Here is a 20,745-nt window from a genome sequence, read left to right on the forward strand (position 1 = left end):
GACGGGCTCCCGGGTGGGTTCCCGTCGGCGGGCTGCGGTGACCCGGCCGGTCAGCCGAGGCGGGTGAGCTTGTCCGCGAAGCCCGGTTCCACGAGATCCGTCTCCAGCGCCACCGGCACCTTCACCGCGCCGGCCGTGCCGCCGTCGCCCACGGTGAGCGTGCCGACCTTGGTGCCCGCCTTCGCGGTGTGCGGTACGTCCTCGGCCTTGAAGTCCAGCTCCACCTTCAGCCCGGCCCAGCCGACCGCCGTGACGTCCTCCGTGGCCACGACCGCGGTACGGCCGCCGAGACCGTCGTCCACGTACCCGACGACCTCGCCCTTCTTCAGCAGCGTCGCCGACTCCAGCGCGCCCTGAGCGGCGCGGATCAGCTTGTCGCCGGAGTCGAGAGCGGCGGCGAGGATGCCGCCGCCGACGTCCGGCTGGCGCAGCACGGCACCGACGATGGTCCGCGTCTCGCCGCCGACCTCCTGCTTCGCGGCGAACACGAGGTTGCCGAGGGCGGAGGTGGTGGTGCCGGTCTTGATGCCGACGACGTTGTTGTGGCCGACGAGCTGGTTCCAGTTCGGGTGGTTCTGGCCCTTGTAGTCGTCGTACGACATCATCGCGGACACCTCGCGGAAGGCGGGGTCCTCCATCGCCGCCTTGGCCAGCTTCATCTGGTCCACGGCCGTGCTGACCGTCGTGTTGTTCAGACCCGAGGGGTCCGTGTACGTCGTGTTGGTCATGCCGAGGTCCTCGGCGGCGGCGTTCATCTTCTCCACGAACGCCTTCTCCGAACCCGCGTCCCAACGGGCGAGCAGCCGCGCCACATTGTTCGCGGACGCGATCAGGATGCTCTCCAGGGCCTCGCGCTGGCTGATCGAGTCGCCCGCGGTGACGGGGACGGTCGACTCGCCTTCCGCGGTCGCCTGCTCCTGGGCCGCCTGGTCGATCTTGATGCTCGGACCCTCGGCGCCGCTCTTCAGCGGGTGGTCGCGGAGGATCACGTACGCGGTCATGACCTTGGCGACACTCGCGATCGGCACGGGCTTCTGGTCGCCGGAGGAGCCGAAGCTGCCGATGCCCTGGACGTCGAGGGCGGCCTGTCCCTCGGCCGGCCACGGGATGTCGACCTCGCTGCCGTCGAAGGTGTACGAGGACTTGGCGGTCAGGTCGAGGGTGGGGGTCGGGAGCGGGCGTACGGCCTGCACGATCGCGAACACGATGGCGAGGAGCAGGACCAGGGGGGTCCAGATCTTGACCCGGCGGACCGCGGTGCGGACGGGGGTGTCCGGGGGCGGCGGGGTGTTCGTCAGCTCGGCGAGCAGGTCGAGTGGGGGCTTGGGGGGGAGCGGCTGCTGGGTGGTGCGCTCTACCTCCGGCGGTTTGGCCGGGAGGTCGGGCTTGAGGTCTGTCTTGAGGGCGACGAACTTGCTGGTGGGCTGGTCTACGACGGGGGGACGGCGTACGGCGCGGAAGGTGGTGGTGGGGTGGTCGACTGCGGCCTCGGCTTCGCCTTCGGCCTTGTCGTCGTTCCCACCCGCACCGCCCGTGCGGCTCTCGTCGTCGGGTGCGGGTGGCCCCTGTGGGGCGTCCTCGCCGTCGGCGGCCTCGGGGGTGTCGTCTTCGGGCGCGTCGGCCTCGGGCGTGACGTCTTCGGGCGCTTCGTCCTCGGGAGCTTCGTCCTCGGGCTCGGCTTCCGAGTCTGCGTCCGCCTCGGGGGCGTCGGCCTCGGGCTCGGCCTGGTCCTCGGCCTGCTCCTCGTCCTCCGCCTCGGTCTCGGTATTCGCCTCAGCCTCAGCCTCAGCCTCAGCCTCCGCCTCGGTCTCAGCCCCGTCCTCAGCCGTCTCGCCCTCGTCCTCAGCCGACGCTTCCTCATCCTCGTCGGCGTCTTCCGGCTGCTCCTCGGGCTCCTCCGTGGCCTCGGGCTCGTCCTGCTCCGCCGTGGGCCCCTTCGGGGTCTTCTCGTCGCCGGAGGCCACCCAGGCCGCTACGGCGGCGCGCAGGCGGTCGTTGCCGGGCTCGGGGGCGTCCTTGGGGGCTTCCTCAGGGGCGTCCTCGGGCTCCGTCGGCTCCTCGGCCGCCGCGTTCGGCTCCTCGGGCGCCGTCTTCGGCTTCCGGGCCTCCGCAAGTTCCTTCGCCGACAGCACCCTGGTCGCCGTATCGACGCCGCCCCGCGTCATCGCGAGGCGCGGATCGTTGGTTTCGGTCCTGGCTTCGGGAACCGGACCCGCGCTCCCCGACGTCGGTTCTGCCGACGACTCGCGCTGCTTCGACCTGTCGGGGGACTCGCCCGCCACCGATGCCTCCTAAACCGTGAACCGTGTGAACCGCCGCCCGGGACACCGCTCCGCAGCGCTGTCCGAACCATGTACCAGTGTCCTGTGTGAGGGCTAAACCGAACCGGTAGACGAGAACGACATACCTACTGGTTCCACTACAAACAGGTCACGCACCCTCGACAGACCAATGTGAGAGGGGTCACCCTGTCATTCATCCACGCGGGGAGGCATGGATGGGCAGGAGCCGCAGAACTATTCCGGAGGAGCTTCTGCTGCTGGCGCTGGACCCGGCCACGGGTACCACTGCACAGCCGCAGTCGCTCGACCTCGGTCTGGCCGGAGCACAGCTAGTGGAGCTGGCGCTGGCCGGACGTATAGCCCCAGACGGGGATCGTATCGCCGTGGTCGTACCACGGCCGACTGGAGATCCGACATTGGACTGCGCACTGGAGTTGCTGCGAAGGCGTGGCGCTCCCGTTCGTGCTGTCCACTGGATCGGCGGGCCGCGCCTTGGGCTCCGCCAGACCTACCTCTCGCATCTGGAGCGGTGCGGCATGGTTGCCGCCGTGCCGGGACAGATGTGCGGGGTGCTGCCGACGACTCGCTACCAGGCGACGGACACCGCCATCAGCCGTGAGATCAGGTCACGGCTGGACTCCGCGATCCGCACCGGCGTACCGCCGGACCCGCGGACCGCGGCGCTCGCCGCACTGGCACACGCGGTCGGCCTCGGCAAGCACCTGTACCCGGGTAACGAGGGACGCTCGTCCCGATCCCGGTTGCGGGACCTGATCAGGCACGACCCCATGGGCGGACTCGTCGCGCACGCCGTGATGGACGTCCAGAACGGCGTGGCGGCCCAGCCGCGCCGCAGCCCCGCACCCGTGGGCCGCCAGCCGGCCGCCGGAGGCAGGGCGGCAGCGGAACCCGCTCGTGGCGTTCCGATGCAACCGCGCCGCGGACCCATGGCGCGCGTCGTGGCCCACTGAGCCGGAGCCCACGACGGCAACAGCACCACCCGCACCACCCGCACCGCCGCAAGCCGCCGCACCGCAGTCCCCAAGACCCGGTACGGGAGCCGCTGGTCCGCGCGGGGTGGCGGGACCGTATGTGTCCGGACGACGACACGGTCCCGCCACCCCGCGCGGCCGCATGTAGGGGCGAGAACCGGCAGAAACCCAGAACTGGCGTGTACGCAGCGCATATCCACCGTTTCCCAGCGGTAGTAAGCACCTTGGTGGCAGTCTGCTCAACAGCAGATACGCAAAGTGTCAATGAAGGCACGCAGCCGGAGGTGCACGTCCCGTGGCGTCCAATGTCAATCCCACTGTCAGGCGACGCCGGCTGGGCCAGGAGCTGCGCCGACTCCGCGAACTCAAGGGCATGACGGCCGAAGAGGTGGCCGAGCGGCTTCTGGTGTCGCAGTCGAAGATCAGTCGCCTGGAGAACGGCCGGCGCAGCATCAGCCAGCGCGACGTCCGCGATCTGTGCGGGGTGTACGAGGTCGAGGACCACCGGATCGTCGACTCCCTGATGCAGATGGCCAAGGACTCCCGCCAGCAGGGCTGGTGGCATGCGTTCGGGGATGTCCCGTACAGCGTGTACATCGGCCTGGAGACGGACGCGGCGAGCCTTCGTGTCTACGACCCCCAGGTCGTCCCCGGTCTGCTGCAGACCCGGCAGTACGCCGAGGCGCTCATCGCGGGGGCGCTGCCGGAGACCGCGCCGACCGAGATCGAGAAGCGCGTTCAGGTGCGGCTGCGCCGACAGGAACGAATCTCCACCGAGGAGAACCCGCTCCGGCTGTGGACCGTCATGGACGAGGCCACGCTCCGCCGGGTGGTCGGCGGCCGCTCCCTCATGCGCGACCAGCTGGAGTACCTCGTCGAGCAGTCCCAACTGCCGCACGTCACGGTGCAGGTGATCCCCTTCGACATGGGGGCGCACCCGGGGATAAACGGCCAGTACGCGATCCTTGAGTTCCCGGACGCGGCCGACTCCAGCGTCGTGTACATCGAGGGGGTCACCAGCGACCTCTACCTGGAGAAGCCGAACGACGTGCAGAAGTACAGCGTGATGTACGAGCATCTCCGGGCCCAGGCGCTGAACGTGGACCAGTCGCGTCAGTTCATCGCGGACATCGCCAAGGAGTACGCGCGCTGAGCCCGTTCCGACCGGGAGTGGGCGGACGGTACACCTTCTCCCGGTCGGGATGGAAGACCCCACTGGAATATGCCATCCAGTCGAGTGAATAGTCGCTTCGTACGCCGATGTTGGCGAGTAGCGTCGATCACGCCATCAAGCAACAAGGTTGGCGCGAACCGTTCCGTGAGTCCCCAGCGGGGCACCCGGGACGGCGACAGCAACTCAACAACGGGTAGTTCGGAGCAAACATGGCAATTCGTCAGGGCGCCACGGACACGTGGACCAAGTCCTCGTACTCCACCGGCAACGGCGCGTGCGTCGAGGTCCGGTCACCGCTCACGGCCCTGGCCGTGCGGGACTCGAAGGTCCCGGAGGGACCCACGCTGACTTTCCCGGCGCGGTCGTGGAACACCTTCGTGGCCGAGGTCGGCAGGGGAGCGTTCGACCTCCACTGATGCATCGACGCCTCCCACAACTCCATAAGCACCACAGAAAGAGCCCTCTCGACCAGCCCGCCGTCCTTGCCGAGGGGGCTCGGTGGTGTCCACGTAGCCGTGTCACCGCTGATCCTGCGGGCATGCGTGCCGCCCAGGGCGGCACGGGTGGGCGCAGGCGGCACCCCGTAAGCGCCGGGCCGCGCGACCCACCCCCGCCGGCGACAACCGGCGGCCCCCCCAAGCGCCGGGCAACGTGAACCCTCCCCCGCCCCCGCTCACCGCACCGGAAACGCCACATCGCACACCGGATCCGACGGCCCCGCAGCGTCCCAGTCCGCGAAGTACACCTCCCGGCAGGGGCCCGCCATCTGCAGCCCCTCCGCCCGCATCCACGCCTCCACCGCCTCGAAGGCGGCCAGGATCTGCGGATGGGCCACCTGCGCCTTGGAGATCCGCGTGTACGCCAGCCTCCGCGCCGGCTCCACCCGCACCTTCGTCTCCCAGGTCCGCCCCCGCGCCTCGGCCCACGCCCGGGCCGCCGCCTCGTCCGCCACCGGCACACAGGACTCCGCGGGCCCGTCGCTCTCCATGGACACCTCGGAGTGGTAGACCACGAACGGCGCCCCCACCACGCCCCCGCACTCCCGGGCCGCCGCCTCCAGCCGTCCGAGCGACGCCCCGATCCACGCCGGCAGCTCGTCCGCCAGCGTGTGCCGCTTCTCGGTGACGACGACCTGCGCCGGCACCTCCACTGTCTCCACCACGAACTTCTCGTACATCTCGGTATTCCTCCCGGACAGCCGTCCACGGAGGTACTCGGCAAGCGTTCGCTGCGCCGCCACCCGCGTCTCCACGTCCGCCCAGTACGCGGCGAGCAGATCGGCGCCCTCGGCACCGCCCGCCGCCACCACCTCGGCGATCCGCGCGAGAGGCATGTCGAGCTGGCGCAGCAGGGCCACGAGCCGGGCCTGTGCGGCCTGTTCGGCGCGGTAGTAGCGGTATCCGCTGGCCTCGTCGACATACGCGGGTGCCAGCAGCCCGAGCCGGTCGTACAACCGCAGGGCCTTGGCCGAAAGGCGCGAGCGCGCGGCGAACGCACCGATGGTGAGCAGCTCTTCGTCCACCTCAGCATCCTCCGTCACCGAGCGGACGGTCCGCCCGGTGACAAGGACGCTCGGCCCTGCCCCAGGGGCAAGGTCAACCGGCGAGCCGGCCGGTGATGGCCGCGACGACCTCGTCCGCCTCCGGCTCGGTCTGCGGCGAGAACCGGGCGACGACCTGCCCGTCCCGCCCGATCAGGAACTTCTCGAAGTTCCAGCGGATGTCCCCGCTGTGCCCCTCGGCGTCGGCGAAGGGGACCAGCCGCTCGTAGAGGTCGTGCCGCCCGGTACCGTTCACCTCGACCTTCTCCGTCATCGGGAAGCTCACCCCGTACGTCGCGGAGCAGAACTCGGCGATCTCCTCGGCGCTGCCCGGCTCCTGCCCGAGGAACTGGTTGCAGGGCACGCCCAGCACGGTGAAGCCGCGCTCGGCGTACTGCTCGTGCAGCTTCTCCAGGCCCGTGTACTGCGGGGTCAGGCCGCACTTGGAGGCCACGTTCACGACGAGGACCACCTGGCCGGCGTACTGGGAGAGGTTCGCGGAACCGCCCTGAAGGGCGCCGATCTCGACGTCGAGGGGGGACGCGTTCGTGTCAGCAGTCATGCACCGGAGCCTAGCTCCGGCAGATGCCGGCCCCGGATCCCCCTCCCGCCGCCTCCGCCAGCACATCCCCCGCCGCCGTCCGCGAGTACAGCACCGCCCGCCCCGCCCGCCGCCGCTCCACCAGTCCCGCGTCGAGCAGCACCCGCAGATGCCGCCCCACCGAGCCGAGGCCCTGCCCGGTCAGGGCCGTCAGCTGGGTCGTGGTCAGGGGCGAGCCCAGCAGCATCAGCACCCCGGCCCGCGCGCCGCCGACCAGTGCTCCGAGTCCGGCCGGTACGGGCCGCCGGCCCTCCTCGGCGAGCACACCGGCACACGGGTAGACGACGGCGTACCGTTCCCGTCCCTCCCACGACACCCAGCCGGACTTCGGTGTCACCGGCACGAACACCAGCTCGGCGCCCGAGATCTCCCGGGGCGGGTACTCGTGGAGATTGACCTGGAAGCGGCTCTCCCCGAGCCACTGGGTCCCCGGCCGCAGCGAGTCCAGCACCGCCGCCCAGCCGTTCCGGCTCACCTGTACGGTCCGGGCGACCACGTCCGCCTCCAGGACCCGTCGGCGGCGCTCCCAGTCCGGTCGTACGGTCTCCTGCCAGACGTACTGGAGGAGCGCGGCCGCCCGCTCGGGCAGGTCGTCCCGTTCCAGCTGGGCGGGGAGCGGGCCGGCGAGGGAGACGCGGAGGTGGGCGCGGGCGTCCTCGGGCCGGGCGGCGCGCACCCGGGCGAGGCCCGTCTCGAAGGACTCCCCGTCGCGCGGTGTGGGCGTGAGGAAGTCGGCGATCCAGTCCCGCCCGAGTCCGGCGCGCACCAGCAGCGCGGTCACGGGGTCGGCGGCCAGCAGGGCCCGGTAGCCGGGCAGGTGGGCGCGCAGCCAGTCCCGTTCCCCGGGATGCCCGCCCACGCCCGTGTGCAGCAGCTTCAGGCACGCGAAGGTCTCGGCGAGCGGGGAGAGCACGAACCGGCTGCGCGCGAGCGTGTCCGCGTTGATCTGCCACCAGCCCATGACCCGTCCCCGCCTTTCGCGACCTTCAGCCACCTTTAGCGACCGTCAGCGAACTTTCGCGACAGCGCGAAACATTAACCACCCCTTCGGCGACCGCCCGAGACTCCGCTCATGCGCTACCGACTCCTCTTCCGCACCCCCGAGTTCACCCCTCTGTTCTTCTCCTCCTCGGCCCACATCGCGGCCCACACGGTCGGTGGCCTGGCGCTCGCCACCCTGGTGTACCGGGCGACGGACTCACCGCTGCTGTCGGCGGTGAGCATGTTCGGGCCCTCGCTGGCCCAGGTGCTGGGGGCGTCCCTCTTCCTGTCGGGCGCCGACCGGCTGCCCCCGAGAACGACCCTGGCCGGCATCTCGCTGGCCTTCGCGGCGACGACGGCCCTCCTGGCCGTCCCCGGCCTGCCGATCGGGGCCGTCTTCGCCGTCCTGCTCGCCCAGGGGCTCATCGCCTCGCTCGGCGGGGGAGTCCGCTGGGGCCTGCTGAACGAGATCCTCGCCAAGGACGGCTATCTGCCGGGGCGTTCGGTCTTCAACATGATGAGCGGCATCATGCAGATCGCCGGGTACGGGATGGGCGGGGTGCTGGTCGCGGTCCTGTCCCCCCGGCTCTGCCTGCTGCTGGCGGCGCTGCTGTACGCCCTGGCGGCGGCCGTGGTCCGCCTCGGCCTCACCCCCCGCGCCCCGCGCGCCTCGGGTCGCCCGTCCGTCGCCGCGACCTGGCGCACCAACGCCCTGCTGTGGTCCTCCCGCCCTCGCAGGACCGTCTACCTGGCCCTGTGGATCCCCAACGGCCTGGTCGTGGGCTGCGAGTCGCTCTACGTCTCCTACGCCCCCGACGCCGCGGGCACCCTGTTCGCCTGCGCCGCCCTCGGCATGCTCGCCGGCGACGTGACGATCGGCCGTCTGGTCCGGCCCGCGCGGCGCCCGCGGCTCGGGGTGCCGCTGCTCTGCCTGCTGGCGGCGCCGTATCTCCTGTTCTTCCTGAACCCGGCGGTTCCGGTGGCCGCGGCCGCCGTGGCCCTCGCCTCCGTCGGCTTCGGCGCGAGCCTGGTCCAGCAGGAGCGCCTGATGGAACTGACCCCGGACGAACTGAGCGGCCACGCCCTGGGGTTGCATTCCGCCGGAATGCTCACGCTGCAGGGCGTGAGCGCCACGCTGGCGGGCTCCGTGGCCCAACTGACCTCTCCCGCAACGGCGATGACGGTGATGGCCGGAGCGTCGCTGGCGGTGACGGCGTGCCTGGCGCCGGGGCTGCGGACGGGTGGGGTCCGGGAGAAGGGGGTTGAAGTTCGTACCGCGAACTAATAAAGTTCGTGACACGAACGACCCACTCGGGGTCCGTGGCAACAGGGGGAGTTGACCCGTCATGGCAGTGGAAACAACAGCAGCGACCGGCCGTACCGTCGTGATCGTCGGCGGCGGATACGGTGGCTCCGCGGCCGCCAAGGCGCTGGACGCCGAGGCCGACGTCGTCCTCGTCGAACCCAAGGACGCCTTCGAGCACGCGGCCGGATCACTCCGGGCGCTGGTACGCCCGGACTGGGCACCGAACGTCTTCTTCTCCTACGACCGCCTGCTCGACCGGGGTTCGGTCGTACGGCAGCGGGTGGCCTCCGTGGACCCGGCCGGCGTGACCCTGTCCGACGGCCGCCGGATCGAGGCCGACTACCTGGTCCTCGCCACCGGCTCCGGCTACCCCTTCCCCGCCAAGGCGGACGTGGACGAGGCCGCCGAGGCCCTGGCCCGACTGCGCGAGACGCACGAGGAACTCGCGGGCGCCGAGCGGGTGCTGGTGACGGGAGCGGGGCCGGTCGGCCTGGAGCTGGCCGGTGAGATCAAGCACGTGTGGCCCGGCAAGTCGGTCGTGATCGTCGACCCGGCACCGGAACTGCTGCCCGGCTTCGACCCGTCCCTCCGCGCGGACCTGCTCCGCCAACTGGAGGAGCTCGGCATCGAGTTGCGGCTGTCCACCGCCCTCGCCGAGGAGCCGCCGGCCGAGCCGGGGCGGGCGAAGACGTTCACGGCGGCCACCACGTCCGGCGACGCGGTCACGGCGGACATCTGGTTCCGCGCCCACGGGGTGCGCACGAACGGCGACTACCTCTCCGACGGACGCCTGACCACCCGTGACGCCCGGGGCCGGGTCCGCGTCACCGACAGCCTCACCGTGGACGACTACGGCCATGTCTACGCCCTCGGCGACATCACCGACGTGGCCGAGGCGAAGATGGCCGGCTACGCGATGCAGCACGCGCAGGTCGTGGCCGCCAACATCACCGCCCAACTGCGCGGGGAGACCCCGGAGTCCGTCTACCGCCCCGCCCCGGTCCCGTCCGTGCTGCTCCCGCTGGGCCCGGAGCGCGGTGTCGGCCAGTTCCCCTCCGAGGACGACCCCGCCGTACCGGCCGTGGTGCCGGCGCAGGTGGTGGCGCAGTACAAGGGCGCGGACCTGTTCACGGGGCGGTTCGAGGAGCTGTTCGGGACGTCCGGCGCTTCCGACGGCTCGGACGCTTCCGATGCTCCCGACGGCTCGGACGCCTCCGCCGCTAAGGCGTGACGACGTCGTCCGGCTCGCTGAACACCACCGGCACCTCGTTGTCGTCCACGACGCGGGCCAGCAGGGCGGCGAGCCGGTCGCGCTCGTCGGCGCCGAGACCGGCGGGGAGCAGTTCTACCCGCCGGCAGGTCGCCGCGTAGAACTCCTTGGCGAGTGCGGCGCCCTCCTCGGTCAGTCCGACGCGCACGGCCCGCCCGTCCCGCGGATCGGCCTCGCGTCGCACCAGCCCGCGCTGCGCGGTCCGGTCCACCAGCCCGGTCAGGCTGGACTTGGCCAGCCCGAGCATCGCGCCGAGCTCGCTCATCCCGTACGGCTGGGGCATCAGCACGCACAGCAGCTGCCCCTGCTGCGGAGTGATCCCGAACTCCCGGCCCGACTCGGCATACACGGCATTCACCAGGAACGCCGACCGCACCAACGCGGTGACGACCCCCATCTGCCCACCTGCGGCTTCGCCCATTCGGCCAGAGTACCGAGCGCACGGAAGCCTGCGCGACGTCTTGACGTGTCCCTGCCTGAGTGGGTTCATGGGAGCGCTCCCATGTTCCTGCTGGTGCTCACGTTTCCCGCGCTCACCTTCTGGAGTCGCAGTGAGAAGAGAACGCACGAGAAAGAGCCCCCCGATCGCGCTGCTCGCGGCACTGCTGGCCACGCTCCTCGGCCTGCTGGTCCTGGGCACGCTCCCCGCGCACGCGGCCGAAGAACCCGGCACCCGGGCCACCGGCCTGCACATCAGCAACGGCCGCCTCCTCGAAGCCAACGGCAACGACTTCGTGATGCGCGGCGTGAACCACGCCCACACCTGGTACGCCAACCAGACGCAGTCGCTGGCCGACATCAAGGCGCTCGGCGCCAACAGCGTGCGCGTCGTCCTCTCCAACGGCCACCGCTGGACCAGGAACAGCGCCGAGGACGTGGCCGCCGTCATCGCCAACTGCAAGGCCAACCGCCTGATCTGCGTCCTGGAGGTGCACGACACCACCGGCTACGGCGAGGAGGCCGCGGCCGCCACGCTCGACTCGGCGGCCGACTACTGGATAAGCCTGAAGGACGTCCTGGCCGGCCAGGAGAACTACGTCGTCGTCAACATCGGCAACGAGCCCTGGGGCAACACCGACCCGGCCGGCTGGACCGACCCGACGATCGCCGCGATCAAGAAGCTGCGGGCCGCGGGCCTGGAGCACACGATCATGGTGGACGCGCCCAACTGGGGCCAGGACTGGCAGGGCGTCATGCGCGCCAACGCCCAGGCGGTCTACGACGCCGACACCACCGGCAACCTGATCTTCTCGATCCACATGTACAGCGTCTTCGACACGGCGGCGGAGATCACCGACTACCTGAACGCCTTCGTGACAGCCGAACTCCCCATTCTCATCGGCGAGTTCGGCGGCCCCGCCGACCAGTGGGGCGACCCGGACGAGGACACGATGATGGCCACCGCCGAGCAACTCGACCTCGGCTATCTGGCCTGGTCCTGGAGCGGCAACACCGACCCCGTCCTCGACCTGGCCATCGGCTTCGACCCGAATCAGCTCAGCTCCTGGGGGCAGCGCATCTTCCACGGCGCCAACGGCATCGCCCAGACCTCCAAGGAAGCCACGATCTTCGGCGGCACGGGCAACGACACCCAGGCCCCGACGGCCCCGGGAACCCCGACCGCCGCCACGGTGACGGCCACCTCGGCCACCCTGACCTGGCCGGCGGCCACTGACAACGTTGGCGTGACGGCGTACGACGTGGTGCGGGTGAGCGGCGGTACGGAGACGGTGGCGGCCTCCTCCACGACGACCACCGCGAACGTCACCGGCCTCACGGCGAACACGTCGTACACCTTCGCGGTCTACGCCCGTGACGCGGCCGGCAACCGTTCGCCGCGCTCGGCGACGGTGAACGTCACCACCCAGAACACGCCCGCCGGCACCTGCGCGGTCGGCTACCGCGTGACCAACGAATGGCCGGGCGGCTTCCAGGGCGAACTGACCATCCGCAACACGGGCACGACGGCGATCAACGGCTGGACCCTGGCCTTCACCTTCCCCAACGACCAGACGATCACGAACATGTGGGGCGGCACCCCGACCCAGAACGGCAGCGCGGTCTCGGTCGCCTCCGCGTCCTGGACGAGCACGATCCCCGCGGCGGGCTCGGTCACGGTCGGCTTCACCGGCACCAAGGGCACGACGAACGCCTCCCCGACGACCTTCACCCTGAACGGCGCGACCTGCACCACGTCCTGAACTCCCGCACCCGGCCCGGCGATTGTGCCCACAGGCGCGGCCGCCGGGCCGGGCCAAAACCACCCTTCTCGGCCAACTCCCGCTCCCGGCATCATCGTCGTATGTCCCTCCTCAGGAACACGGCAGAGCTGAACAGCACGGCGACGGGACCGGTGGTGACGGTGGACACCGACTCGATCCCGGCGGCGGACCGGTTCGGCTGGTGGAGCGACATGGTGGGCCAGGAAGTCATGCCGGTCACCATCCAGAGCCCGCACGCGCCCCACTTCAAGGGACGGGCACAGTCGGTACAACTGCCGCACACCCAGGTGGGCGCCTACGTCTACTCCCCGATGTCGGCCTGGCGCACCCCGGTCCAGATCCGCCGCGAGGACCCGGAGGACTTCTTCCTGGTCATGGTCGGGGAGGGCAGCTCGATCCGGCTGGAGCAGGGCCGCGGCATTGCCTGCCTGGATGCCGGCGACATGGCCCTGTTCTCCTCCTCTCACCCAATGACCTGCGAGTTCATCGACCACGGCACCCCCTGCCGAACGACGCAGATGCGACTGCCCCGCACCCTCCTGCCGCTCGCGGCCGGCCGAGCGGACGGCCTGCTGTCAGTCCCGCTCTCCACCCGGACCGGCTCCGGTGCCCTGCTCGCCCCCTACCTGACGGGCCTGGCCCAGGCCGTCCGCGGCTGCGACCCGCCGGAGCTGTCCCGGCTGGGCGCCATCGGCCTGGACCTGGCAGCTTCCCTCCTGGCCGCGCACCTCGGTGCCACGGACCGCCTGCCCGCCGAAACCCGCCGGGCGACCCTCCTCGCCCGTATCAACGCCTTCATCGACCACAACCTGGCCGACCCGGAGCTGCGCCCGGCTGCCCTGGCCGCCCACCACCACATCTCCGTACGCACCCTCCACCAGCTCTTCCGCGACGAACCGGAATCCGTGGCCACCACCATCCGCCACCGCCGCCTGGAACACTGCCGGGCCGACCTCACCAACCCCGCCCTGCGCCACCTGCCCATCGGCGAGATCGCCGCCCGCTGGGGCTTCCGCCACCCCGCCGACTTCAGCCGCACCTTCCGCAACACCTACGGCATCCCGCCGAGCGAACTCCGCACGGCTGCACCGATTGCAAAGAAACCCCGCACGCCCGGCTAACGACCCGACAGCCCGCCCCGGGCGACAGTGAGATCACGGCACCCCAGTGACCTCAGAGGCACCGTCGGGGGGGAGCTGATGTGCTGGGGTGCCGTGCGCAAGGGCCCTGGACCTCACCCGGTCCGGGGCCTTTCACGATCCGGCTCATGCCGAAGCCGATGCCTGTCGTGGCGTACTGGTCGACCTTCACCACATTCGACGATTCGAGCGTGAACGGATCGGACCGTCGCTCCGTATGTCTATCTACCCGATCGAGGCGCGTATCCGGACGAACCGCTCGATCTTCATGGGGTTTGGGCATACGGGTCGCGAGTGCAGCGGCCCCGGGGGATGTGAGGCGACGACCATGGCGACGGCGAGCAACACGGTGCGCAGAGGCGCCGTACTTCCGGTGGACGCGGCGCGCTGGGCGATGTGGACCTTCGTCACCGTCAACGCGGTGATCGTCGAGGCGCTGTTCCTCAGCGCCGGTTCGGGCAAGAACGGGGTGTTGACGACCGCCAAGTTCTTCGGACTGCACGCGGCCCTGCTGATGCTGTTCCAACTGCTGCTGGTGGCCAGGCTGCCCTGGCTGGACCGGCGCACGGGGATGGACCGGCTCACGGTGTGGCACCGCTGGGTCGGCTTCACCCTGCTCTGGACGGTCCTCACCCACGCCACGCTGGTGGTGCTCGGGTACGCGACGCTCGACGACACGTCCATGGGGAAGACGTTCGTCGCACTGAGCGGGGTGCCGGCCTCCCTGCTGGGCATGCTCGCCGCGGCCGTCATCGTCGTGATCGGCGCGATCTCCACCCGGCCCCTGCGGCGGCGACTGCGGTACGAGGTCTGGCACGGCCTGCACCTGATGCTCTACGTGGCCCTGGGCCTGTCGTTCGTCCACCAGTTGCAGGAGACCACGACGTTCACGTCCTCCGCGTTCGCCACGGCCTACTGGTGGATCCTCTGGCTGTTCGCCTTCGGCGCCCTGCTGACCGGACGTCTCGCCGTACCGCTGTGGCGCAACGCCTACCACCAATTCCGCGTGGCGGCCGTCGTACCGGAGTCGGACAACGTCGTCTCCGTGTACGTCACCGGCCGACACCTCGACAAACTCCCGGCCCGGGCAGGGCAGTTCTGCATCTGGCGGTTCCCCGGGCACAACCACTGGTGGCTGGCCAACCCCTTCTCCCTGTCGGCGGCACCGGGTGGACAAGGGCTGCGCCTGACGGCCAAGGCGGCAGGCGCCACCAGTGCGGGCCTGCGCAACGTCCCGGTCGGCAGCCGAGCCTTCGTCGAGGGACCGTACGGAGCGTTCACCTCGCTGCACCGAAGCCGCCCCGGCACCCTGCTGATCGCCGGCGGCGTCGGAATCACCCCCGTACGCGCCATGCTGGAGGAAGAGACGACCGGCGACGTCGTCGTGCTGTACCGGGTACGCAGCGAGTCCGACGCGGTGCTGCTGAACGAAGTCCGCCACCTGGTCGCGCTCCGCGGCGGCCGCCTCCACCTCCTCACCGGCAGAACCAACGAGTGCAGCACCCCTCCGTTTGCCCCGGACAACCTGCACCAGCTGGTCCCCGACCTCACCGAACGCGACGTCTACGTCTGCGGCCCACCCGCCATGACCAGGGCCGCCCTCTCCGCCCTGCGACACCTGAGGGTCCCCGCCCGCCAGATCCACACCGAGAACTTCGGCCTGGCCTGACCTGGAAGGGGGGCAACGCCGCTCACGCATCTCGGGCCAGGTAGGCAGCCAGCTGCTCGGACAGACGCTCGGCGTCGGCTTCCTCGGCGGCGAAGTCCAGGAACGTCCACTGCTGTGGCTGCCCGGGCGCCGCGCTGTGCTGCGGGTCGGGGCCGAACCGGCCGGAGTAGCGAGGGCCAGTGACAGCAGTGCCGGGCCCTGACTTCCCGGGGTTGCGTGACGGTGCGGCCATGGATGGCCGGGATGCGTCCACTCGATCAGGTGCACTTGGGGTTCTGGAGGTTGAGACCGGGATACGGGGTCAAGCCCTATGCGGAATCCCGTCCGCTACGGATTCCCCGGCACGGACAGCCCCTCCACAGAAAGCGAGTCGATGATGATTCCCCGCCTGCGGGATGCCGCCCTGGTCACCCTCGGAGTCCTTCTCGGCGCACTTGTTCCCGTGTCGACCGCCTCGGCCGCTGATCCGGTCGACATCAGCTGCCCGGTCGGCAGCCAGGTCGGCACCTACGCCCCGGGCCTGACGTACGAGCCGCGCCAGGTGTCATTCACCGCGTCGGGCAATGTGTCCGGCTGCGTGGACCTCAGCGGGAACGGCATCGCCGGTGCCTCGTTCACGGCCAGTGGCAGCGGTACGGCGAGCTGCCTCGCCGGCGGTGTCTCCAACCGGACCACATACCACTGGAGCAACGGGCAGACGAGCACGGTCGCAGGCACCGCCGCGATCAACGTGAAGCCGAACGGCGTCACCGTCCTGGTGCTCACCGGCACGGTGGAGTCGGGCCTGTTCACCGGCGCCACCGTCGTACAGACGAAGGTCCTCCTGAACACAGACCTGACCGCCTGCCTCACCCCGGAGGGACTGACGTCCGTAGGCGGCCCGATCACCCTGACCGTGGCCCTTTAAGCCCGATCCGCCGGGCAGGCCCCAGGCCTGCCCAGCGAGGCGGAACTTACGGTTTGTGGGTCACCCAGAGCAGTTCCGCCGGCCAGCGGTGTGCCCAGTCGGGTGGGTCGGTTTCGTTGTAGCCGTTGGGCGTTCCGAGTTCGGGCCGCGGCTCGATGAGGTCGTCGATGACGAGACCCGCGCCGCGCAGAACCCTGACCCAGTCGCCGTAGGTGAGCTGATAGCTGGTCGCGCCGTCGCCTTCGGCGATGGTGCTCAGCCCGAAGTAGTCCTGCTGCAGCGTCGTGGTCACGCGGCCGGCGGCTTCGTCGTAGCAGGCTTCGAACCATGGGCTGGCGACGTTGAACACCAGGCGCCCGCCTCGGCCCAAGACACGTGCGGCCTCCGGGACGGCCAGGTGCGGGGGCGCCCAGCTGAGCCCACCGAAGTCGCAGAACACCAGGTCGAAGCTGCCGGCGGCGAAGGGGAGTTGTTCGGCGGCGCCTTGCACCAGCGGGTAGTGGGCCGCTCCCATCGCGCCGGCCGCTGCGGCGAGTTGGGCTTCGGACAGGTCGACCCCGACCACGCTGGCGCCCTCGGCGGCGAGCACCCTGGACCACTGGCCGGCCCCGCAGCCGAGTTCGAGGACCCGCTTGCCGGCGACGTCGCCCAGGGCGTGCAGGTGCGCGTCGGGGATGGAGTACATGCCCCACAGCCGGGGTGCGGCGCCGATTTGCGGGTCGTGCTTGTCCTGGTAGGCGCCGCTGATCCTGTTCCAGAGCCGCCGGTTGGCGGGGATGCTGTCCACGTGCCGACTCCAGCACTGCCCGCCGGGGGCGGTCAACACGATTAGGGCACCGGCCGGCCCGGGCCTCGGTCCGGCCCTGGCTCGGCCCAGTGCCGTCGTCCGCCCGGTGGCCTTCCCGTCCGAACTCCTGCCGGACGTGAAGCACCACCTCGACGCCTCGCCTGCGCCGGAGCCGGCCGCGATGTTCACGTCTTCCCAGGCATCACCGCAGACGTCACTTCCACGATCTTCGACACACCGGGAACACCCTCGCCGCGTCCGGCGCGAGCCTGCGTGAGCCGATGACCAGGATGGGCCACAGCACACCCCGAGCTGCCCTGATCCACCAGCACGTGGTCAACGGCCGTGACTACGGCAAAGGGCCAGTTCGAGGGGATCATGCCCCTGAACTGGCCCTTTCAACGTGTGCCCCCGGCAGGATTCGAACCTGCGACACCCGCTTTAGGAGAGCGGTGCTCTATCCCCTGAGCTACGAAGGCGGACGGTGGCCCCGTGAGGCCACAGGCGTCAGCGTACCGGATCTGTTCGGTGCGGGGTCAGGACATGGGGACGTGGGTGAAGCGGGATGCTGCGTGGAGGTCTGAGGTGATGGCGGTTGCCGTGGACTGGAGGGCCGGGAGGATGTGGGATTCGCAGTCCTCGGGGGTGTGGCGGGCGGCGTGCATGGCTGTGCCGGCCGCGGCGATCACGCGGCCTCTGCGGTCGTGGATCGGGACGGCAAGGGTACGTAGGCCCTGTTCGCGTTCCTCGTCTAGGAGGACGTGCGGGGTGTGGCCCAGTAGGACGCGGCCCAGGGAGGTCGAGGGGGCCGGGAGGCGGGTGCCGGGTGGGATGTGGACGCTCATCACGCGGGGGGCCGTGACCGTGGTTGTGCAGTGGATCTCGTCGCCGGAGGGGGTGAGGACCGCCAGCGCCGTCGACTCGTGGATCCGGGCGGTGAGGGCCGTCAGGTGCGGGGTCGCCAGCTGGGAGAGCGTCGTGCGGGAGAGCGGGGGGAAGCCGAGGGACAGGACCCGGGGGGTGAGGGCGAAGGTGCGGTCGTCGGGCAGGCGGCGTACCAGGCCCAGGTGCTCGTAGGTGATCAGCGCGCGGCGGGCCGTCGCCCGGGCCAGGCCGGTGGCCTCGGCGACCGCCGTGAGGGTCAGGTGCGCCCTGCCCTCGTCGAAGGCCGTGAGGACCGTCAGACCGCGGGCCAGGGACTCGATGAAACCCCTGCCCAGCTCCTGCTTCGACGCGCCCGTCCAGGCGGCGAGGCCCGAGGGCTGTGCCGACGGTTCGGGGGCCGGCGCCTCGCGCAGCTCCCGTTCCATCGCCGCCACCGCCGTCCGCAGCCGCGGCAGCAGCGCCTTGCGCAGGTCCGCCGCGGTGTGCCGGCTGGTGTGGCTCACCACGCTCGCCACGCAGGTGATGTGGTGCGTGCCGGGTTCCCTTACGGGGACGGACAGGGCCACCAGGCCAGGTTCGATCAGTTGGTCGTCCAACGCCCAGCCGCTCTGGCGGGCCCGTTCGACCTGTTGGGTGAACTCCCGTTCTGCGGCCGCCTTTTCCCGTGGCGGTACGGCCGGGAAGCCCCGGTCCTCCGGATCCGCCGCCCGGCGTGCGCGCCAGGCCCGCCACTCCTCGTCCGTCCACTGCGTCGCGAACAGCGGGCCGGGGGCGGTGCGTTCGGCCGGGAGGAGGTCGCCGATGCGGAAGCTCAGGGACATCGCGCGGCGGCGGGTGGCCTGGTGGATGAAGCGGATGCCGTCGAGGTCGGGGACCGCGAGCGACACCGACTCGTCCAGTTCGTCGGCCAGCGCGTCCGCGTGCGAGCGCAGGAGGGAGGGCAGGCGCAGGGAGGCCAGGTAGGCGTTGCCGAGTTCCATCAGACGGGGGGTCAGGACCGCGTCCCGGCCGTCGAGCCGGACGTACCCCATGCGGGCGAGGGTGGCGGTGATCCGGTCGACCGTGGAACGGGCCAGGCCCGTGGCCCGCTCCAGCCCGCTCGGGCTCATCGTCCCGCCGGCCTCCGTCAGCTCCCGCAGCACGGCGACCCCGCGCATCAACGGCGCGACCACCTCGGACGCGGGTGCGGCGGTCGTGGTCTGTGCGGGCATCGGTCGGTTCTCCGGTACGGCGATCTCGGCAGGCCTACCGTAATGCCGGGTGGGTGTCCCTGGATTCGGGGCCCGGTGCCTGTCGGACGCTGAGGGGGCCTGGGACCAGGGGCCTGTCGGACGCTGCGGGCGGGGTGTCGGTGTCCTCGGGCTCGGTGCCTGCCGGACGCTGCGGGCGGGGTGTTCTGGGACCGAGCGCCTGCCGGACACCGCAGGCGGGCGCCCTCCACCCCCCGCCCCCGAGACCCCATTCACCCCCGAGTAACCCGCACCACATGATCCCCCGAAAGATCCGCCGACACCGCGATCCGCAGCCCGTGCCGTGGGTCCTTGAAGTCCTCGCCGGGGGTGAAGGGGGCGTCGGAGAGTTCGGCGTGGACGTTGGGGCTGCGGGTGCAGCCGCCGCTGTCGTCGCGGGAGTCGTAGACCTTCACCGGGCCCTGGCCGGTGTCGATGTCGGCGTCGACCTTGTAGATCAGTACGCCCGGGCGGCACACGGTCTCGTCGTTGCCCTCGCGGGTGCGCAGTTCGACGGCGTAGCCGGTGCGGCCGTTCAGCGGGACGAAGACCAGTTTCGGGCCGCCGGGGCGGGCCAGCGGCGTCAGTGTGTACTCGGTGGTGCCGGGGGCGGCGGCGCACGCGATCTGCGAGGCGTCGAGCCAGCCGAGCTTCCATTTGTGCCAGCCGAGCAGGTCGTTGTTGGCGCCCCAGTCCTCGCTCATGATGTCCCAGTGGCCGACCGCGCCGCCGCCCTCCTGGGTGTAGAGGTCGGGCAGGCCGAAGACATGGCCGTTCTCGTGGGGGAGTACCCGGTAGCCGGTGAGGTCGTAGGAGCCGGAGCCGTCGTCCTGGCGGGAATAGACGAAGGAGGCGTTGGCGACGGGGACGCCGTCGGCGACCGGGGCGTCGGTGTTGCCCGCGAAGGTCACCGACAGGACGGTGTCCAGGGCCGAGGGGCCGGCGTTCGGTGTCACCAGCACGTTCAGGAAGTCGTAGGCCCGGAAGTCCACCTTCGGGTCGGCCGCGCGCACGATGTCCTGGACCAGGTCGTGGTAGCCGGGGTCGAAGGGGGCGCCGCGCTCTATGCCGTAGTCCTCGAACGGCTTCGGCATGCGCAGCCAGTTCCGCAGCGGGGTCTCGGCGCGGTAGTCGAGGCGGCCGTAGGAGCTGGTGCGGAACCAGTCCTGGGTCTGTGGGAAGAACTCGTGGAAGCGGGCCATGGCGCTGCCCTGGCTGCGGGCGTCGGAGAAGTCGACCATCAGGGTCAGGGCGCGGACGGTGCCGGTGGAGCGGGAGTAGCCGCCGGGGGTGGGGACGCCCTCCGACATCTGGACGGCGGGGCCGCCGCTGATCATGCAGGGGGCGAGTGCGGAGGTGCGCGCGAGGGCGATCGGTCCGGCCTTCGCGGTCGTACCGCCCGCCGTGAGGTGCCCGGTGCCGGCCGAGGTGCTGACCGCCAGGGTCAGCGCGGTCACGGAGGCGAGCGCGGCGACTCGGCGGGGGCGTATCCGACGGCTGGACGGCTGCATGCAGGGGCCCTTCGTCCGCGGCAGCCGCCGGTCTGGCTGCACCCTTGCGATCACCCTCGGCCGAGGGGAGCGCGGGCGCGCGCTGGAGGAGCCCGAACGTGGGTTTCCTGCTCAGAGGCTTGTGACTCAGGTCACATGAAGATTCTCCCTCAACCCGAAATAACCGGGGAGCGTCTCCCCGTTTAGACCTGTGTTCGCGCGAAACGGGGAACGTCTCCCCGGATCGCATCTCACGTCTTCGAGGAGTACG

The 20,745-nt window shown here is 70.9% G+C and carries 18 protein-coding genes and 1 tRNA gene; 9 read left to right on the top strand and 10 right to left on the bottom strand.

The features are described from left to right. Positions 1-50: 50 nt before the first annotated feature. Positions 51-2,282, bottom strand: coding sequence for a D-alanyl-D-alanine carboxypeptidase (locus tag AB0Q90_RS18135; RefSeq protein WP_363164138.1), 2,232 nt, complete (start codon positions 2,280-2,282; stop codon positions 51-53). A gap of 215 nt (positions 2,283-2,497) precedes the next feature. Between AB0Q90_RS18135 and AB0Q90_RS18140 the strand changes: the two genes are divergently transcribed. The 3 genes from AB0Q90_RS18140 to AB0Q90_RS18150 all read left to right on the top strand — a co-directional run bounded on the left by AB0Q90_RS18140 (position 2,498) and on the right by AB0Q90_RS18150 (position 4,864). Further along, a complete protein-coding gene (locus tag AB0Q90_RS18140) occupies positions 2,498-3,253 on the top strand; it encodes a GPP34 family phosphoprotein (RefSeq protein ID WP_363164137.1) in 756 nt (251 codons plus the stop codon). 316 nt (positions 3,254-3,569) lie between these two features. Continuing rightward, positions 3,570-4,427, top strand: a complete 858-nt coding sequence (locus AB0Q90_RS18145; protein ID WP_363164136.1) for a helix-turn-helix transcriptional regulator — start codon at positions 3,570-3,572, stop codon at positions 4,425-4,427. Between the two features lie 230 nt (positions 4,428-4,657). Next, the gene (locus AB0Q90_RS18150; RefSeq protein ID WP_363164135.1) at positions 4,658-4,864 is read left to right on the top strand and encodes a DUF397 domain-containing protein; all 207 of its coding nucleotides are present in this window, start codon (positions 4,658-4,660) and stop codon (positions 4,862-4,864) included. Positions 4,865-5,121: 257 nt separating this feature from the next. On the opposite strand, the gene AB0Q90_RS18155 is transcribed toward AB0Q90_RS18150, so the two are convergent. From AB0Q90_RS18155 to AB0Q90_RS18165, 3 genes are read right to left on the bottom strand one after another with little or no spacing between them, the layout of a single operon-like run. Further along, the gene (locus tag AB0Q90_RS18155) at positions 5,122-5,988 is read right to left on the bottom strand and encodes a MerR family transcriptional regulator (protein WP_363164134.1); all 867 of its coding nucleotides are present in this window, start codon (positions 5,986-5,988) and stop codon (positions 5,122-5,124) included. A 55-nt stretch (positions 5,989-6,043) separates the two neighbouring features. Continuing rightward, positions 6,044-6,550, bottom strand: a complete 507-nt coding sequence (locus tag AB0Q90_RS18160) for a glutathione peroxidase (RefSeq protein ID WP_363164133.1) — start codon at positions 6,548-6,550, stop codon at positions 6,044-6,046. 10 nt (positions 6,551-6,560) lie between these two features. After that, positions 6,561-7,550, bottom strand: a complete 990-nt coding sequence (locus AB0Q90_RS18165) for an ArsR family transcriptional regulator (RefSeq protein WP_363164132.1) — start codon at positions 7,548-7,550, stop codon at positions 6,561-6,563. A gap of 111 nt (positions 7,551-7,661) precedes the next feature. Between AB0Q90_RS18165 and AB0Q90_RS18170 the strand changes: the two genes are divergently transcribed. Both AB0Q90_RS18170 and AB0Q90_RS18175 read left to right on the top strand, forming a co-directional pair. Further along, complete coding sequence (locus AB0Q90_RS18170; RefSeq protein WP_363164131.1) at positions 7,662-8,855, top strand: MFS transporter; 1,194 nt, start codon at positions 7,662-7,664, stop codon at positions 8,853-8,855. A 61-nt stretch (positions 8,856-8,916) separates the two neighbouring features. Next, entirely contained in the window at positions 8,917-10,107 is a 1,191-nt protein-coding gene (locus AB0Q90_RS18175) for an FAD-dependent oxidoreductase (protein ID WP_363164130.1), read from the top strand. Here AB0Q90_RS18175 and AB0Q90_RS18180 read toward each other — a convergent pair. Next, positions 10,097-10,543 (bottom strand): MarR family transcriptional regulator, encoded by a 447-nt coding sequence (locus AB0Q90_RS18180; RefSeq protein WP_363164152.1) that lies wholly within the window; start codon positions 10,541-10,543, stop codon positions 10,097-10,099. The genes AB0Q90_RS18175 and AB0Q90_RS18180 overlap by 11 nt on opposite strands. 154 nt (positions 10,544-10,697) lie before the next feature. Here AB0Q90_RS18180 and AB0Q90_RS18185 point away from each other — a divergent pair, with 154 nt between their 5' ends. From AB0Q90_RS18185 to AB0Q90_RS18195, 3 genes are all read left to right on the top strand, one after another. Next, on the top strand, positions 10,698-12,347 hold the full coding sequence (locus AB0Q90_RS18185) for a cellulase family glycosylhydrolase (protein ID WP_363164129.1): 1,650 nt from the start codon (positions 10,698-10,700) through the stop codon (positions 12,345-12,347). A gap of 101 nt (positions 12,348-12,448) precedes the next feature. Then, a complete protein-coding gene (locus tag AB0Q90_RS18190) occupies positions 12,449-13,489 on the top strand; it encodes a helix-turn-helix domain-containing protein (RefSeq protein ID WP_363164128.1) in 1,041 nt (346 codons plus the stop codon). Between the two features lie 346 nt (positions 13,490-13,835). Continuing rightward, entirely contained in the window at positions 13,836-15,176 is a 1,341-nt protein-coding gene (locus AB0Q90_RS18195; RefSeq protein WP_363164127.1) for a ferredoxin reductase family protein, read from the top strand. Positions 15,177-15,198: 22 nt separating this feature from the next. Here AB0Q90_RS18195 and AB0Q90_RS18200 read toward each other — a convergent pair whose 3' ends face one another. After that, positions 15,199-15,408: a hypothetical protein gene (locus AB0Q90_RS18200; RefSeq protein WP_363164126.1), complete on the bottom strand. Its 210-nt coding sequence runs from the start codon at positions 15,406-15,408 to the stop codon at positions 15,199-15,201. 141 nt (positions 15,409-15,549) lie between these two features. Between AB0Q90_RS18200 and AB0Q90_RS18205 the strand changes: the two genes are divergently transcribed. After that, positions 15,550-16,083 carry a hypothetical protein gene (locus AB0Q90_RS18205; RefSeq protein WP_363164125.1) on the top strand — a complete coding sequence of 178 codons (534 nt, stop codon included), beginning with the start codon at positions 15,550-15,552 and terminating at the stop codon, positions 16,081-16,083. A gap of 46 nt (positions 16,084-16,129) precedes the next feature. Here AB0Q90_RS18205 and AB0Q90_RS18210 read toward each other — a convergent pair whose 3' ends face one another. The 4 genes from AB0Q90_RS18210 to AB0Q90_RS18225 form a co-directional block, all read right to left on the bottom strand. Further along, positions 16,130-16,870 (bottom strand): class I SAM-dependent methyltransferase, encoded by a 741-nt coding sequence (locus AB0Q90_RS18210; RefSeq protein WP_363164124.1) that lies wholly within the window; start codon positions 16,868-16,870, stop codon positions 16,130-16,132. Between the two features lie 406 nt (positions 16,871-17,276). After that, a tRNA-Arg gene (locus AB0Q90_RS18215) sits at positions 17,277-17,349 on the bottom strand. 57 nt (positions 17,350-17,406) lie between these two features. Further along, positions 17,407-18,966 (bottom strand): helix-turn-helix domain-containing protein, encoded by a 1,560-nt coding sequence (locus AB0Q90_RS18220; protein ID WP_363164123.1) that lies wholly within the window; start codon positions 18,964-18,966, stop codon positions 17,407-17,409. A 251-nt stretch (positions 18,967-19,217) separates the two neighbouring features. Beyond that, entirely contained in the window at positions 19,218-20,495 is a 1,278-nt protein-coding gene (locus tag AB0Q90_RS18225) for a M6 family metalloprotease domain-containing protein (RefSeq protein WP_363164122.1), read from the bottom strand. Positions 20,496-20,745: the final 250 nt, after the last annotated feature.

Source organism: Streptomyces sp. NPDC079141, assembly GCF_040686775.1.
Taxonomy (GTDB): domain Bacteria; phylum Actinomycetota; class Actinomycetes; order Streptomycetales; family Streptomycetaceae; genus Streptomyces.

Excerpts from the sequence above, each read along its gene's own strand:
- AB0Q90_RS18190 (WP_363164128.1), top strand. The coding sequence starts at position 12,449 with ATGTCCCTCCTCAGGAACACGGCAGAGCTGAACAGCACGGCGACGGGA.
- AB0Q90_RS18160 (WP_363164133.1), bottom strand. The coding sequence starts at position 6,550 with ATGACTGCTGACACGAACGCGTCCCCCCTCGACGTCGAGATCGGCGCC.
- AB0Q90_RS18200 (WP_363164126.1), bottom strand. The coding sequence starts at position 15,408 with ATGGCCGCACCGTCACGCAACCCCGGGAAGTCAGGGCCCGGCACTGCT.
- AB0Q90_RS18140 (WP_363164137.1), top strand. The coding sequence starts at position 2,498 with ATGGGCAGGAGCCGCAGAACTATTCCGGAGGAGCTTCTGCTGCTGGCG.
- AB0Q90_RS18165 (WP_363164132.1), bottom strand. The coding sequence starts at position 7,550 with ATGGGCTGGTGGCAGATCAACGCGGACACGCTCGCGCGCAGCCGGTTC.
- AB0Q90_RS18150 (WP_363164135.1), top strand. The coding sequence starts at position 4,658 with ATGGCAATTCGTCAGGGCGCCACGGACACGTGGACCAAGTCCTCGTAC.
- AB0Q90_RS18195 (WP_363164127.1), top strand. The coding sequence starts at position 13,836 with ATGGCGACGGCGAGCAACACGGTGCGCAGAGGCGCCGTACTTCCGGTG.
- AB0Q90_RS18170 (WP_363164131.1), top strand. The coding sequence starts at position 7,662 with ATGCGCTACCGACTCCTCTTCCGCACCCCCGAGTTCACCCCTCTGTTC.
- AB0Q90_RS18175 (WP_363164130.1), top strand. The coding sequence starts at position 8,917 with ATGGCAGTGGAAACAACAGCAGCGACCGGCCGTACCGTCGTGATCGTC.
- AB0Q90_RS18180 (WP_363164152.1), bottom strand. The coding sequence starts at position 10,543 with ATGGGGGTCGTCACCGCGTTGGTGCGGTCGGCGTTCCTGGTGAATGCC.
- AB0Q90_RS18205 (WP_363164125.1), top strand. The coding sequence starts at position 15,550 with ATGATGATTCCCCGCCTGCGGGATGCCGCCCTGGTCACCCTCGGAGTC.
- AB0Q90_RS18225 (WP_363164122.1), bottom strand. The coding sequence starts at position 20,495 with ATGCAGCCGTCCAGCCGTCGGATACGCCCCCGCCGAGTCGCCGCGCTC.
- AB0Q90_RS18220 (WP_363164123.1), bottom strand. The coding sequence starts at position 18,966 with ATGCCCGCACAGACCACGACCGCCGCACCCGCGTCCGAGGTGGTCGCG.